The organism is Bartonella sp. AP21QHHD (assembly GCF_042196205.1).
Classification (GTDB): domain Bacteria; phylum Pseudomonadota; class Alphaproteobacteria; order Rhizobiales; family Rhizobiaceae; genus Bartonella.
Genome location: NZ_JBHIPT010000122.1, coordinates 108,869 through 121,996, shown reverse-complemented (window position 1 = coordinate 121,996; position 13,128 = coordinate 108,869). Strand labels below are relative to the sequence as shown.

The 13,128-nt window shown below is 39.1% G+C and carries 11 protein-coding genes, 1 tRNA gene and 3 pseudogenes; 8 read left to right on the top strand and 7 right to left on the bottom strand.

The genetic code is table 11. The annotated features are described in order from the left end of the window. Both ACFIMC_RS09975 and ACFIMC_RS09970 read right to left on the bottom strand, forming a co-directional pair. A pseudogene (locus ACFIMC_RS09975) lies at window positions 1-1,279 on the bottom strand (autotransporter outer membrane beta-barrel domain-containing protein); the annotation flags it as partial. 842 nt (window positions 1,280-2,121) lie between these two features. Continuing rightward, window positions 2,122-2,272, bottom strand: a pseudogene (locus ACFIMC_RS09970) (transcriptional regulator); the annotation flags it as partial. On the opposite strand from ACFIMC_RS09970, the pseudogene ACFIMC_RS09965 reads away from it, so the two are divergent. The 5 genes and pseudogenes from ACFIMC_RS09965 to ACFIMC_RS09945 all read left to right on the top strand — a co-directional run. Beyond that, window positions 2,269-2,643: pseudogene (locus ACFIMC_RS09965) on the top strand (phage tail protein); the annotation flags it as partial. The pseudogenes ACFIMC_RS09970 and ACFIMC_RS09965 sit on opposite strands and share 4 nt — an antisense overlap. Before the next feature lie 952 nt (window positions 2,644-3,595). Then, complete coding sequence (locus tag ACFIMC_RS09960) at window positions 3,596-4,072, top strand: phage tail protein (protein WP_375685748.1); 477 nt, start codon at window positions 3,596-3,598, stop codon at window positions 4,070-4,072. Next, window positions 4,069-4,323 (top strand): tail protein X, encoded by a 255-nt coding sequence (locus tag ACFIMC_RS09955; protein ID WP_375610995.1) that lies wholly within the window; start codon window positions 4,069-4,071, stop codon window positions 4,321-4,323. The genes ACFIMC_RS09960 and ACFIMC_RS09955 overlap by 4 nt, the downstream gene beginning before the upstream one ends. Next, entirely contained in the window at window positions 4,323-5,345 is a 1,023-nt protein-coding gene (locus tag ACFIMC_RS09950) for a phage late control D family protein (protein ID WP_375685750.1), read from the top strand. Before ACFIMC_RS09955 ends, ACFIMC_RS09950 begins: the two co-directional genes overlap by 1 nt. Next, window positions 5,302-6,765, top strand: coding sequence for a replicative DNA helicase (locus ACFIMC_RS09945; RefSeq protein WP_375681001.1), 1,464 nt, complete (start codon window positions 5,302-5,304; stop codon window positions 6,763-6,765). Before ACFIMC_RS09950 ends, ACFIMC_RS09945 begins: the two co-directional genes overlap by 44 nt. Before the next feature lie 186 nt (window positions 6,766-6,951). Here the strand turns inward: ACFIMC_RS09945 and ACFIMC_RS09940 are convergent. Further along, window positions 6,952-7,028: transfer RNA gene (locus ACFIMC_RS09940), tRNA-Met, on the bottom strand. Window positions 7,029-7,192: 164 nt separating this feature from the next. Between ACFIMC_RS09940 and ACFIMC_RS09935 the strand changes: the two genes are divergently transcribed. Further along, the gene (locus tag ACFIMC_RS09935; RefSeq protein ID WP_375612035.1) at window positions 7,193-8,149 is read left to right on the top strand and encodes a Gfo/Idh/MocA family protein; all 957 of its coding nucleotides are present in this window, start codon (window positions 7,193-7,195) and stop codon (window positions 8,147-8,149) included. A gap of 49 nt (window positions 8,150-8,198) precedes the next feature. Continuing rightward, window positions 8,199-9,317: a DegT/DnrJ/EryC1/StrS family aminotransferase gene (locus tag ACFIMC_RS09930; protein ID WP_375628772.1), complete on the top strand. Its 1,119-nt coding sequence runs from the start codon at window positions 8,199-8,201 to the stop codon at window positions 9,315-9,317. A gap of 324 nt (window positions 9,318-9,641) precedes the next feature. Here ACFIMC_RS09930 and ACFIMC_RS09925 read toward each other — a convergent pair whose 3' ends face one another. The 3 genes from ACFIMC_RS09925 to ACFIMC_RS09915 are packed head-to-tail and all read right to left on the bottom strand — an operon-like array spanning window position 9,642 to window position 10,908. Next, on the bottom strand, window positions 9,642-9,908 hold the full coding sequence (locus tag ACFIMC_RS09925; RefSeq protein ID WP_375611955.1) for a hypothetical protein: 267 nt from the start codon (window positions 9,906-9,908) through the stop codon (window positions 9,642-9,644). Beyond that, window positions 9,898-10,284 (bottom strand): hypothetical protein, encoded by a 387-nt coding sequence (locus ACFIMC_RS09920; protein ID WP_375628774.1) that lies wholly within the window; start codon window positions 10,282-10,284, stop codon window positions 9,898-9,900. Before ACFIMC_RS09920 ends, ACFIMC_RS09925 begins: the two co-directional genes overlap by 11 nt. Before the next feature lie 27 nt (window positions 10,285-10,311). Further along, the gene (locus ACFIMC_RS09915; protein ID WP_375671878.1) at window positions 10,312-10,908 is read right to left on the bottom strand and encodes a DUF1134 domain-containing protein; all 597 of its coding nucleotides are present in this window, start codon (window positions 10,906-10,908) and stop codon (window positions 10,312-10,314) included. A gap of 214 nt (window positions 10,909-11,122) precedes the next feature. On the opposite strand from ACFIMC_RS09915, the gene chpT reads away from it, so the two are divergent. Further along, the gene (gene chpT / locus ACFIMC_RS09910; protein WP_375632317.1) at window positions 11,123-11,761 is read left to right on the top strand and encodes a histidine phosphotransferase ChpT; all 639 of its coding nucleotides are present in this window, start codon (window positions 11,123-11,125) and stop codon (window positions 11,759-11,761) included. 223 nt (window positions 11,762-11,984) lie between these two features. On the opposite strand, the gene ctrA is transcribed toward chpT, so the two are convergent. After that, window positions 11,985-12,686 (bottom strand): response regulator transcription factor CtrA, encoded by a 702-nt coding sequence (gene ctrA / locus ACFIMC_RS09905; protein ID WP_273790819.1) that lies wholly within the window; start codon window positions 12,684-12,686, stop codon window positions 11,985-11,987. Window positions 12,687-13,128 lie beyond the last annotated feature (442 nt).

The following is a 13,128-nucleotide window of genomic DNA, read 5'->3' as shown; positions in this document are numbered from 1 at the left end:
CACTTACAGCACCTTTTGTCTTCGTGATTTTGGCTGGACCTTCTGCATGAAGTCCGTAACCATCAGATGATGTAACTGCAGTTTTTTCGTCCAAAGTAATGGCGCTGCCTTCTTTAGCATATACCCCATCAGTTTTTCCGTCGAATGAACCTCCAGAGACTGTTATTGTGGAGTTATTATTTGCAAATATGCCTGTTGTCGCTTTAGTGACGGTTACATTGTTTAAAGACACAGTGCTTTTTTCGGCACTTATTCCTTTATCTACCAAGGCGTCATCTTTGCTGCTCGATATTTTTACATTTTCCAGCGTGTTTTTATTTTCATCATTTCCGCTAGCGTTGAAAAGAGCACCTATTTGAGATGCTGTAATGGAACCATCGGTCATCTTGACTGTAGCTGCATTTTGTATATCAAGGCCGTTTGCAACTTTTTCAATGGTTGTTGTGCCTTTTAATGTAATGACGCTGTTGTTGTCAGCTTTTGCACCAGTACTCTTTTTTTCAGTTTCAGAGCCGGTTATTGTCAAATTTTCGCTAACGATTTTGCTACCAACTGCTGTATAAAGCCCAGTTACCATATTTTCAATGGTTGTTTTGCCTGTTAATTCAATCATAGTATTTGGCAAGTAGGCTGCTATACCGGTGCTATTGGTATTTTTTTCGTTCTGAGAGCCCGTTATTGTTAAATCTTTACTAACGAGTTTGCCACCAGTTGTTGCCCTAAGACCGCTGCCAGCAATGTCTTTAATGGTTGTTTGACCCGTTAATTCAATCACGCTATTAGCACCATCGACGAGTATACCAATGCTGTCTTCTTTAGCTTCAGGAAGGATTATCGTTACATTTTTTGCAGTGACTTTACTGCCCTTATTTACCCGAAATCCGTTTGCAACTTTTTCAATGGTTGTTGTGCCTGTTAATTCAACTGTACTATCAGGATCTGTGGTTGTTACACCTGTTCCTGTATCGTCTCCTTTTATTTTTAAATCTTCGCTGGTGATTTTACCACCTGTTTTTGCTAGGATCCCATCCACAGCTTTTTCAATGGTTGTTGTGCCTTTTAACGTAATTTCGCTACCAAGATCTGTAGATGTTACACCAGTTTTTTCAGATTCAGGAGCGGTTACTTTTATATCCTTGCCAATGATTTTTCCACTATTTGTTGCCTTAATCGCATCATAGTTTTTTTCGGATGCGTCGTCGGAGACATCTTTTACTTCTTCATTACTTGTAGCACTGAGGACTGTCGCATATGCGCTGAAATGAGTGCTAAACAGCATGATAGCTACGGCAGCTGTGCCGGATAAAAGAGATTTTTTAAACATTTAGATATTTTCCTTAACTTATAAGCCCCACGCATTCCTTCCCCGCTTACAAGAAGGATATCAAATGAATGGTTTTCTACTTTGGGGACCAATAGATTGTTTTTATTTTTATGTAAAGTAGAAAAATATTTTTTTATAAAAATACATAATGTTTTGAATATTATTCATTATGAAATAAATATAAATTATTTTATAATATTAAAAATTATTTATATTTATTTGATTTTAGATCATAGTGTTATTATTGTGCATTGTTTAGAGATAAACTTTATTGAGTTATAAAAAGAAAAAAGAATGGAAAAAATATTAGAAAAAAGAAACAAGAAGAGAGGAAATGAGCAATAAAGAATAGCAGTATCCATGCTGCTGTGGATATACAAAAAAGAAAGTTTGTCGTTTGACAGGAGTTTTTTTAAGTGGGAATAGGTGGAAATTTATGATTTTTTATGACTAATTTTCACCATTAAATGCGCGTTTTATCAAAATGGATTTTGACATCTAAAAAAGAGTGAAAATGAGAAAAAACTGTGATTCAATGGAAAATAGGAAAAGGCTTTGAAGATTTAAAAAAACTCTGTGAAAGCCTAGAAGACCGCCTTTTAAGCCCCTTTGAAAAAAATCTATAAATTGTGAAGTTCGCTCCAAAATCAGCCCAAAAAGCAAAAAAAGATATAATATGTTAAAAACAAAGTGTTATTAAAAATCTTAATGTAAGGAGAAATGCACCTTCATTTTCCATTGTATAATGATGGTTAGGTTGGATTTGTGTAGTTCTTGAGTGCTTTTCCAACCTCTATTTAACGTTTTAAATGCAATTTTAAAAAGAGGCAAGGTAAGCTCTATTTCTTCTCTGTCTTTGATGTTTTGAACAAGCTCTTGTAACTTTTTATCAAGCTCTGCTACGAGTTCCGCTATATCTTCAGGGGGAAGTTTAATTGTTGCATTTTTGTTACCTGATTGATTCCTTTGTCTGGGTGGCAAATAGTGATGGTGGTTGGAGTGTTAAACCGGCAAGTCCCTTTGCTGCCGCCATGTTTATCAAACGCGACAAGCAAAGGGGCGGTGTTTTTTGGTTTCCCTCCAACCAAGATGTCAAAGGCATTTTAGGAACAGCGCGCCCCATTAGCTATTTTGATGGGGAAATCGATCATGAAGCAAATCGCCTTAACCAAGCCGATATTGCTACCTTTATTCCAGCACGGCTTAGCCAAAATGCCCATGGAAAAATTGTCGCCAATGGACGTATTTTATGGGGCAACCACACCACCTCCAGTGACCCATTGTGGCGCTTTGTCAATGTGGTGCGCACCCGTGCAGCCGATGGCAGGGCTTGGTGGGAGCGCGCTGCGTCTTCTTTGCCCAATGACTTTACTTGTGGGGGCTTTACGAGGGATAGCCGTTTCAGGTGCGGCATTTTCTGCCTCTTTTGGTTTTATTGGGACAGTGATCGAAGTGGTTGGGGTGGGTATTTCCTCTGTTGTGGGGGTATTTTTACCCCAATAGGGGCTGTGGTTGCTGCTGTTGTGGCGGTCATACTGGCTGCTGGTTTTGCTTTGTGGAAATACTGGGACCGTTTTTCTTCTTTTGTCAAAGGTTTTGCACGGGGAATAGCACACGCTTTTAGTCGTGCCTTTGAAGCCGTCATGCGCTTTTTTGGTGCTGATACCACCACCATTACGCGTTGGAAAAATATAATCGCCAATGCTTTTGATCTCTCTCAAGTTTGGCAAAAGTTTAAACAAGAGCTTTCCTCTGTTGCCGAGTGGTTTGGCAATTTGTGGGAGGGCGTTAAACAAAGCTTTTCCAACTTTTGGCAATGGTTGAAGAGTTTTTTTACACAGGAAAAGCTCTCGGAGAGTGCCAAGGCTGGTATGGAACAAGCCGGCGAAGATTTAGCCAATTGGATTGTCGATGGCTTTATGTCGTCTATCTCACAATTGATGGATTTTTGTAAATCTTTGCCTAGCCGCATTAAGGGGTGGATTGGTTCCATTGATGTAAGAGAGTTTTTGCCAAGTTTTTTGGGAGGCAAAACAGCCATTCAACCGATTGCACAATTTGCGGGGGCGGGGCATGCCAATTACTCTGTGAGAGAACAAAGAGACAAAGACCGTTCCCCCATCACACACAATCAAAATGTCACAGTGCATGTTAATGGGGCGCGTGAACCCATGGCCACTGGTCGTGCGGTTGCCCATGCTTTGCAACGGGCACGCGCTAATGCGCTGCATGGCGGGACAGAGTAATGACACAATCAAGGGGAGGGAGCCTATGAGAGATCCTTTGATGATGTTAGGTCCGCATCAATTTTATGTGGACTGGCTAAATTTCCAATCTTTTGAAGAAGAGTTTTCTGCCTCATGGGTTTGTATGGAGCGTTTTGGCAGGTCCCCCAGTTTGCAATTTACCGGCTATGGCAATGATGCAAAAACCATTCATGGGGTTTGGTTTCCAGAAGAATTTGGTGACCGTGTAGCCATTGATGCCATCACTACAACTATTCGAAGAGCAAAGCCGGTTCAGATGCTTCATTGGATCAATGATACGACCTATAGTGTCCTTCTCCATGGATCCGTAGTAATCACCACGATCAATAAAGACCATGACTATATCAGTCGCTCTGGTCAATCCCAGCGCATCCGCTATTCCATTACGCTCTTGCCCTTTTTTAATGGCGGAAAACCACAAGGACAATACCAAGAGGGACAATATCAAATGGGGTATTACCAAGAGGGACAAACTCTATGAAGATACCAGAAAAACATGTTGTTGTAGAGCTAGAGGATATGAGCCTCGATCTCCTTTGCTTTCACCATGTCATGGCTGTGTTAGGGGACCGTTCTCAAGTTGGGGGACTAAACGGCTATTTAGAAGCCACACTGGAAGCCAATCCAGAGATTGCCAAATATGGTGTGTTTTTACCGCGGGGCTTAAAGGTCATTCTGCCTGAATTTGTGTTGTCTAATCCCCAAAGCATGGTGAAGCGGTTATGGGATTAATGCATACACACCCTTTTATTGTGGTCAAGGTGGGAGACAAACCTGTTCATGAGGTTTTTTACCAGCGTCTTTTAACCGCAACCATTACGGACCATGCTGGGAATGAAGCCGATACATTTGAAGCAGAGTTTGATGATAGTGGCAATGATTTAGAGGTTCCCTCAAGCAACAGCACTCTGCAAGTGATTTTTGGCTATGAGAACAGCATCAGTGCCTTTATGGGGCGTTTTGTTGTCGAATCGGTTGTAAGTTGTGGTGGCAGTGATGGAGAGATTTTGCGCCTTTGTGGCAAAAGCGCCTCGATGCGTAAAGAGCTCAAAGAACAGGTGAGTGAACATTTTGATCACAAAACTGTTGGTGAGATTGTGGAGACACTTGCCAAACGCCATGGCTATCAAGCAAAGGTCAGTCCCCAATTTACCAAACAAATTTTGCCTTATGTGATTCGAACAGATCAATCGGCGGTTGATTTTTTAACCCGCCTTGCCGATCGCATGCGGGCACGTTTTTTGATCAAGGACAATAAGTTTTTATTTTTAAGCGGTGACAATTTACCAGCATTAGCAATCCATAAGCACGACTGTTCCAACTGGGAATTTACGTTAGAGCCACGTACGCAATATGGCACCATTGAAGCTTCTTATTTTGATCGCTCAAAAGGGCAGCAATGCCAAGTCAAACATCAGACAGGGTTTAGCGGTCCCGTGCGGCGTTTACGGACTTGTTACACTTGTGAGGAGGAAGCACGAGCTGCTGCTGCTTCCGAGTCGGACAGGTTGTGTCGTGCTGTAGGCAGTGGCTCCTTGACCTTAGAGGGGCGTCCCGAAATCATGGCGGATCAACCTCTTTTATTGCAAGGGTTTCGTGGGCAAATCAATGGACCATGGAAAGCTGCAACCGTCACCCACCGCTATGAAAAACAAAGCGGATACACAACAGAAATCACACTCGAGGCACCAAACAAGGGAAAAGAAAGCAATGAGAACATTGAACATGCTAAAAACAGAAAATCCAAGAGATAATTTTGCTTCTTCTTTTCGTCAACTTCCCCATAATATTGAAGCGGAACAGGCATTACTTGGAGCAATCCTGATTAATAATAATGCACTCGATCGCGTTTCAGACTTTCTCAAAGCAGAACATTTTTTTGAAACGCTACATCAAAAGATCTTTGAGATTGTCTTACAAATTATTCAAAAGGGTCATCTTGCAAACCCCATTACAATTAAGCCCTATATCCAAATGGAAGAAAAAATTGGAGATATTACTGTATACCAGTATGTTGTTCGCTTAGCCACAGAGGCAGTCACTATTACTAACACTGAGGATTATGGACGCGTCATTTACGATCTTTTTATCCGCCGGTCTTTGATTAATCTTGGCAATGAAGTTGCCAATACAGCTTTTGATGCTCCTCTGGAGTTCACACCTTCCCAACAAATTGAAACGATTGAAAATCAATTATTTGAGTTAGCCGAAAAAGGAAAATATGGGGGTGGTTTTGAAAACTTTGATACAGCCATTGCAAAAGCACTTAACATGGCAAGCGCTGCAAAAAAGCGTTCCTCACAGCTTTCTGGGATAGCTACCCATATCAAAACCCTTGATGAAAAAATGGGAGGATTACAAGCATCTGATTTAATTATCCTTGCGGGGCGCCCTGCTATGGGGAAGACCTCTCTGGCGACCAATATTGCTTTTAATATTGCCAATGCTTGCAAGCGTCATGATAACAGCCAAGCCAATGAAGGGGGTATTGTTGGTTTCTTTTCACTTGAGATGTCAACTGAACAGCTTGCAACTCGTATTATCTCAGAGCAAATAAAGGTTTCTTCTTCTGATATGCGCCGTGGTAATATCTCAGAAGAGCAATTTGCAAAAATTATTCACGCAATGCGTTCCTTACAAACAATCCCTCTTTATATTGATCAAACGGGTGGGGTGTCTATTGCACAATTGTCCGCTCGTGCAAGGCGTCTTAAACGACAACATGGTCTAGATGTCTTGATTATCGATTATATCCAACTCATGACAAGCGGTTCAAAGCGTTCATTAGAAAATCGCGTTCAAGAAATTACAGCCATTACCACCGGATTAAAAGCACTTGCAAAAGAACTCAATATTCCCATCATTGCTTTGTCACAACTTTCTCGTCAAGTTGAAAACCGAACAGATAAACGTCCACAACTCTCCGACTTACGTGAATCTGGTTCAATCGAGCAAGATGCCGACATTGTTCTGTTCGTTTATCGTGAAGAATACTATCTCAAAAATGAAGAACCCAAAGAAGGCACTGCTGAGTATAGCAAGTGGCAAGAGGCAATGGAGCAAGCCAAGGGTAAAGCCGAGGTTATTATAGCAAAACAACGCCATGGTCCGACAGGAATCGTTCCCCTTGCCTTTCAATCCGATTTTACACGCTTTAGTGATTTGGAAAAATAGGAGCAGAAAAATGCGTTAAAGAGAGCTTTAAATACCCTTTGAAAAGCATTTGAAGACCCTTTAAAACTCTTTGAGAAAAAATAAATTGGTACAAAACCTAGTGTCAAAATATACAAAACCTGCTGGCAAGCTACACAAAACCTGCTGGCAAGCTACAGGCAAACTACACACACAATAAAAAAGTAATGGTAGCGGAGGAGGGATTTGAACCCCCGACACAAGGATTATGATTCCTCTGCTCTAACCTACTGAGCTACTCCGCCAAAATAAGCAATCATAATTGTCAATAATTACATCTTTTGCGGATATAAGGGGTAGAATAGTAAGATGTCAAGCATCGTTTTTAAGCTTTTCTCTTGTCATTCTATTTTATCCTCGATATGTAAAAGTGTAATTTTCATATGATAAAGTAAGGTAAGGCATGAAAATGGTGCCACGTGTAGCGGTTTTAGGATGCGGTCATTGGGGTGAAAATCATATACGGACACTCCACTCTCTCGGGGCTTTAGCAGCAGTTTCTGATATTGATAATGATCGTGCTGCTAGTTTTGCAACACTGTATGGTGTAGAGGTTGTTACACCAGATGATCTTTTTACTCATCGAGATATTGATGCGCTGGTATTAGCGTTGCCGCCACAATTGCATACGCAAAATGTGCTCCGTGCTGTTAAAAATGGTAAAGATGTTTTGGTGGAAAAACCAATAGCCTTGAATGTTTCTGATGCTAAACGCCAAGTTCAGGAGGCTGAGGCCTATGAGCGAGTTTTTATGGTGGGCCATATTTTGCGTTTTCATCCAGCTTTTGAAAAAATGTGTGAATTGGTGAAAAACGGAGATGTGGGAGATGTGCGATATATTTATTCTCATAGATTAGGCTTTGGAAAATTTCACACACACAGTGATGCTTTATGGGATCTTGCCCCTCATGATCTTTCAATGATTTTGGCGTTGACAGGATGTGAACCTTCCGAAATTCGCGGTGAGGGGGCTGCTGTCGTTGATCAGATTTCTGATTTTTCTCATATTCATATGATTTTTCCAAATGGTGTGCGTAGTCATCTTTTTACTTCACGCTTGAGTTCTTATCGTGAGAGGCGTTTAACTGTTGTTGGAACAAAGGCTATACTCGTTTTTGATGATATGGAACCGTGGAGTCGTAAATTGGCAATGCACCATTTTGCCGTTTGGAAAGAAAATCAAGAGTGGGCTTTTAGCATGGATGAGCTGAATTACATTGATGTTTGTGAAGATTTGCCGCTTACTTGCGAATTACGGCATTTCCTTCATTGTATTGAAACGCGTCAATCACCTCGTACAAATGGTGATGATGCTGTTGCTGTTTTACGGATTTTAACAGCTGCTGATGTCAATTATGATAGATAAAAGAGATAGGTAGCGCTTTTGCATTCTTGTGATGATCAATGGAGTTAATATGCAATTCATCGACCTTGGGGCGCAGCGTGCGCGTATTGAAGATAAAATTAATTCTGCAATTGCGCATGTAGTCGCTAGTGGTAAGTATATTTTGGGGCCAAAAGTAACAGAATTTGAAGAGAAATTGGCAGAATATCTTGGCGTTAAACATGTGATTGCATGTGCTAATGGAACAGATGCTTTGAAGATGCCTCTTATGGCTAAAAATATTGGTCTAGGGGATGCTGTTTTTTGTCCTAGTTTTACATTTTCAGCAACGGCTGAAGTGGTTGCTTTGGTGGGGGCTGAACCTGTTTTTGTCGATGTTTTACCTGATACATTCAATATTGATGTTGAAAAACTTTCTCACGCTATCGAAATGGTAAAAAAAGAGGGACGTCTAAAGCCAAAGGCTATTATTGCCGTTGATTTATTTGGGCTTTCTGCTGACTATGTGCAAATTGCTCAAGTGGCTGCAAAGGAAAATCTTTTTGTAATTGAAGATGCTGCTCAATCTATGGGGGGGAGAAGCGATAATACTATGTGTGGTGCTTTTGGTGATGTGGCTGCTACAAGTTTTTATCCTGCAAAACCATTAGGATGTTATGGTGATGGAGGCGCTATGATGACCAATGATGATCATTTTGCAGAACTTTTACGCTCTATTTTGTTTCATGGTAAAGGTGAAACGCAATATGACAATGTACGTATTGGTATGAATTCGCGCCTAGATAGCATTCAGGCTGCAATTTTACTAGAAAAGTTTGCGATTTTTGAAGATGAAATGGAAAAGCGTGTAGAAATTGCTCAACGCTATTCCAATGGCTTAAGAGATATTGTTACAGTTCCAGAAATAGGAGAAAATATTCGTTCTGCTTATGCACAATATACGATTAAGGTAAAAGAACGGGATAAATTAAAAGATTTTTTACAAAAAAATTCTATCCCTACAATGATTTATTATAAAACTCCTTTACATCAACAGCCAGCTTATAAACACTTCCCTTATGTAAAAGATTCCCTTTCTGTTTCAGAGTCTTTAGGAGAGTGTGTTTTAAGTTTACCAATGCATCCTTACTTGACACAAACGGATCAGGATATGATTATCAAAAAAATAAGAGATTTTTATCACTCTTGAGAGCGTGTTTTTATCCTTAAAATTATGGTCAAAGCTTTATTGGTGATCCATCTTAGAAGGTATTTTTTGTTAGAGTGTGTGGCCAATGTTTTGGTATTATTTCCTTTCTAGGACCTATGAAATGTTGTCCTTTAGAGCGGTGATATGATTAGAAAGTGAAGCTTCTAGACAAGAAGATATTTTTTAACAGAACGGTATGGGCTAAGAAACTTTGTCCTTTAGCTTAGCAAAAAAGTCACGTTTAGTAAAAAGGATTTGGGTTATGAAAGTTACAATGAACCTTTGTTGATTTTACTCTTCATTTAAGGTGTTTTAAAAGATAACTTATTTAACAGGGCTTTTGGAGAGAAAAGTTATTTTTTGGCGAATACGTGATGCTAGGTCATTTTTGCTTTTGGATTTTTGAATCAATGTGTTGATGGGTGATGTATTCCCCTCTTGTAGCGCTATTTGAGCTGCCAATGTTGCTGCAAGTTCTTTTGTTTCTTCTCGGAGTTCTTCTAGCAATTGGTGGTTGGCGGTCGTGTCCAGCTCATGAGTTTGGATTTTTTGTAAGCGTTGCTGATAGTGTGCGACTTTTTCACGCATCATTTGTCTTTCCTTTGGAAGTGTATAGTGTGGCGATATTTTGTTTGATTGCTATCGCTTCTTTGGTGAGAGTATCTTTTGTGGGGAGGCATAGCCGATAAAATTGTTCTGTTACTTGGCTCAGTTGTATTTTTTGTTGGACATATTTTTTTTGCAAAAATTCGTACTTTTGTTGGTTGTTTGCTAATTCTACAGCATGTTGTGCACGAAGAAAATCGTGATTTGCTTCTATTTCCGCGAGTGATAATGGCATTTTCGCACAAACATCTTTATACGCAAAATGAACGGCTTTACGCCAAATAAAAGGAGATAAAAGCACCAGTAACCAGGAAGTGAAAGCAACTCCAAGTATAAAAAAAAGAAATGATTGAATAAGCATAATACCCCTTTTCAAATAAGAAACCGTTTAAAACGGATTCCATGTCGGTCTATGTGTTAATTTTAAATATCCTATATTGATACCAAGGCGTGCGCCGACTCCTGTACGTATTGGGATTAACAAGGTATTGTGGTATTTTAGGACATGAAAACCAACACCTGCAATTAAATAGGCCGAACCTGAAATACCACCATAGCGTTTCCATAAATTATTTATGCCATTAAGATTGTAAACTAAGATCATTAAACGGGAGCCTTGGCCGCCAAAATCCCATCCTACTGAGGGACCTTGCCAAAAAACTTTATGTTGACCATAGCTTTTGGTAAAAACCATTCCTTCGCCATAGGTTAATCCAGCAAAAAAGGCACCAGAAGCTTCTTCTCCTAAAATATAGGCATTGGGATAACCGTATTTTGAAAAAATATTTTGAATTGCAACAGCCAGACCACTGGCTGTTTTTCCAAAAAAAATATGACCAGAATCAATAATTTCTTGGAGTGAATAATGAGGTTCGTTTTGCTCTATTGGTTTTAGTCGAGCTTGTGTAGTGTTTATGGTGATGAATAAAAGGAAGATTAAAGATATAATATTTTTGTACCAGTATTTGAGCAGAGAGAGAGCCATGGAGTTTTCTCCTTTTATTAGTGATAAACAAAAAGATAATATTAGAATTTTCATTCTATTCAAATAAAAAATAAGATATAAGGTTATTTAAATTCTTGAATTTATTTCTGAATTTTTTAGCATGATTGTTAATGTTTCCTATTATGCATCAGATGTTAAGAGTTTTTCTTTAAAATAAAGTTTGTTTTTTTGAATCTAGGAGTTTTCAATCATTATGACGTTAGATATTTCTTTGAAGCCTATGGATCTTGCTGCTTTGCTTTGTAGTCGTATTTGCCATGATTTGATTTCACCTGTGGGGGCTATTCAAAATGCAATGGAGCTTTATGATGAAGGAGGAGCTGAAGAAGATGCTTTACAATTGGTGCGTTTATCCGTTGCGAGTGCTGCTGCACGTCTACAATTTGCGCGATTGGCTTTTGGTTTTGCTGGTGCAAGTGGAGGACAAATAGATACACGGACTGCAGAGCAGGTTGCTCAACAATATATGAAAGAAGAAAAAGCAACTTTAAAATGGCAAGCTTCTTCTTTATTGTTAGAAAAAGATGAAGTTAAACTTTTGCTTAATTTATTATTGATTGCAAACGCAACAGTTTCTCGTGGTGGTGAAATTGTTGTTATGATTTTGCAAGAAGAAAATAAACGTTCTTTTCGATTTGAGGTTTTCGGTAGAACTCTCCGTATACCCCCTCATTTTCTTGCGTTATTTCGTGGAGAAGTTCAAGAAGAGCTTATTGATGCACATGTCATCCAATTTTATTACACAATGTTACTTGCTCAGATGACAGAGATGAAAATAAATATTGATGAAAGTGATGGTTGTATTGTTTTAGAAAGTGTAAAAAAGCTTTGAATAAGAGAGAAGCGCTTAAGCTGTGTTGGGAAAAGTGGCTTCGATTGAACTTATGAGCGATAAGGTTATATGTGTAAATTGGGTGTGGTTACTTCTTAAGCTTTAAGCGCTTTCTATATGAGATTTTTAGTGTGCGAGTTCTCTACTTTTAACAGAGAAAAGATCTCGGGAAAAAATCTCGGCCCGCTACACTCCGAGATTTTACAATGTGCATGTTCACTGCTTAAGCGGTTTTTCGTACGTTCTCTTCAACTGGATCACGTAATACATAACCACGTCCCCAAACTGTATCAATGTAATTTACACTGGAAGAGACTGCTTCCAATTTTTTCCGCAATTTACAAATAAAAACATCGATAATCTTTAGTTCTGGTTCATCCATTCCACCATAGAGATGATTGAGAAACATTTCCTTGGTAAGGGTGGTACCTTTGCGTAAAGAGAGAAGCTCTAACATTTGGTATTCTTTACCGGTTAAGTGAACAGGGCGCCCTGCAACTTCGACAGTTTTTGTGTCAAGGTTAACGGTGAGATCTCCGGTAACAATAACCGATTGTGCATGTCCTTTTGAACGACGAACAACTGCATGGATACGTGCAATGAGCTCATCCTTATGAAAAGGCTTCGTCATATAGTCGTCTGCTCCAAAGCCAAAACCACGAACCTTGTCTTCAATGGCATTCATACCAGAGAGGATTAGGACAGGAGTTTTTATTTTTGCCAACCTTAGAGTCCGCAAGACATCATACCCTGACATGTCAGGCAAATTCAGATCAAGCAAAATGATATCATAATCATAGAGTTTTCCTAAATCGATACCTTCTTCACCCAGATCAGTGATATAAACATTAAAGTTAGCCGACTTTAACATCAACTCAATGCTTTGAGTAACTGCTCTATCATCTTCAATTAATAATACGCGCATTTTAGATCCCTCACTTTGCTCCTTCACGAATCATAAGGAGCATTTCTATTTTATATCAGTTAGCAAAACCACTGTTATAAAAACAATTCATTAAATCAAACACTTATAACAAAGCGTTTATGAACATTTCAGTAGTACGCGTAACAATCACTACTAAATTCCCCACTATCCATGATAGTGGTTAACAAAATATTTTTATTTTTGAAAGAGGCTACAAAATTATTTTAGAAAAATCCTATATTTTTTAACATAATAAAAAAGGAGGGCTTTTTCTATAAACTTTAACTTAAAAAAATTTGTAAAAGAGCTTTATAAATTACTTTTTTACAATTTCAGTGTTTATTTACTGAGCTTTAAACCTCTTCAGTTTATAATGGGGGAAAAGTTAAAGAAATAGTTATTGCTCTTTAAAGCAGATTGTATTTTCAGATGCTTTAATGCA

Excerpts from the sequence above, each read along its gene's own strand:
- ACFIMC_RS09960 (WP_375685748.1), top strand. The coding sequence starts at position 3,596 with ATGAGAGATCCTTTGATGATGTTAGGTCCGCATCAATTTTATGTGGAC.
- ACFIMC_RS09955 (WP_375610995.1), top strand. The coding sequence starts at position 4,069 with ATGAAGATACCAGAAAAACATGTTGTTGTAGAGCTAGAGGATATGAGC.
- ACFIMC_RS09950 (WP_375685750.1), top strand. The coding sequence starts at position 4,323 with ATGCATACACACCCTTTTATTGTGGTCAAGGTGGGAGACAAACCTGTT.
- ACFIMC_RS09945 (WP_375681001.1), top strand. The coding sequence starts at position 5,302 with ATGAGAACATTGAACATGCTAAAAACAGAAAATCCAAGAGATAATTTT.
- ACFIMC_RS09935 (WP_375612035.1), top strand. The coding sequence starts at position 7,193 with ATGGTGCCACGTGTAGCGGTTTTAGGATGCGGTCATTGGGGTGAAAAT.
- ACFIMC_RS09930 (WP_375628772.1), top strand. The coding sequence starts at position 8,199 with ATGCAATTCATCGACCTTGGGGCGCAGCGTGCGCGTATTGAAGATAAA.
- ACFIMC_RS09925 (WP_375611955.1), bottom strand. The coding sequence starts at position 9,908 with ATGATGCGTGAAAAAGTCGCACACTATCAGCAACGCTTACAAAAAATC.
- ACFIMC_RS09920 (WP_375628774.1), bottom strand. The coding sequence starts at position 10,284 with ATGCTTATTCAATCATTTCTTTTTTTTATACTTGGAGTTGCTTTCACT.
- ACFIMC_RS09915 (WP_375671878.1), bottom strand. The coding sequence starts at position 10,908 with ATGGCTCTCTCTCTGCTCAAATACTGGTACAAAAATATTATATCTTTA.
- chpT (WP_375632317.1), top strand. The coding sequence starts at position 11,123 with ATGACGTTAGATATTTCTTTGAAGCCTATGGATCTTGCTGCTTTGCTT.
- ctrA (WP_273790819.1), bottom strand. The coding sequence starts at position 12,686 with ATGCGCGTATTATTAATTGAAGATGATAGAGCAGTTACTCAAAGCATT.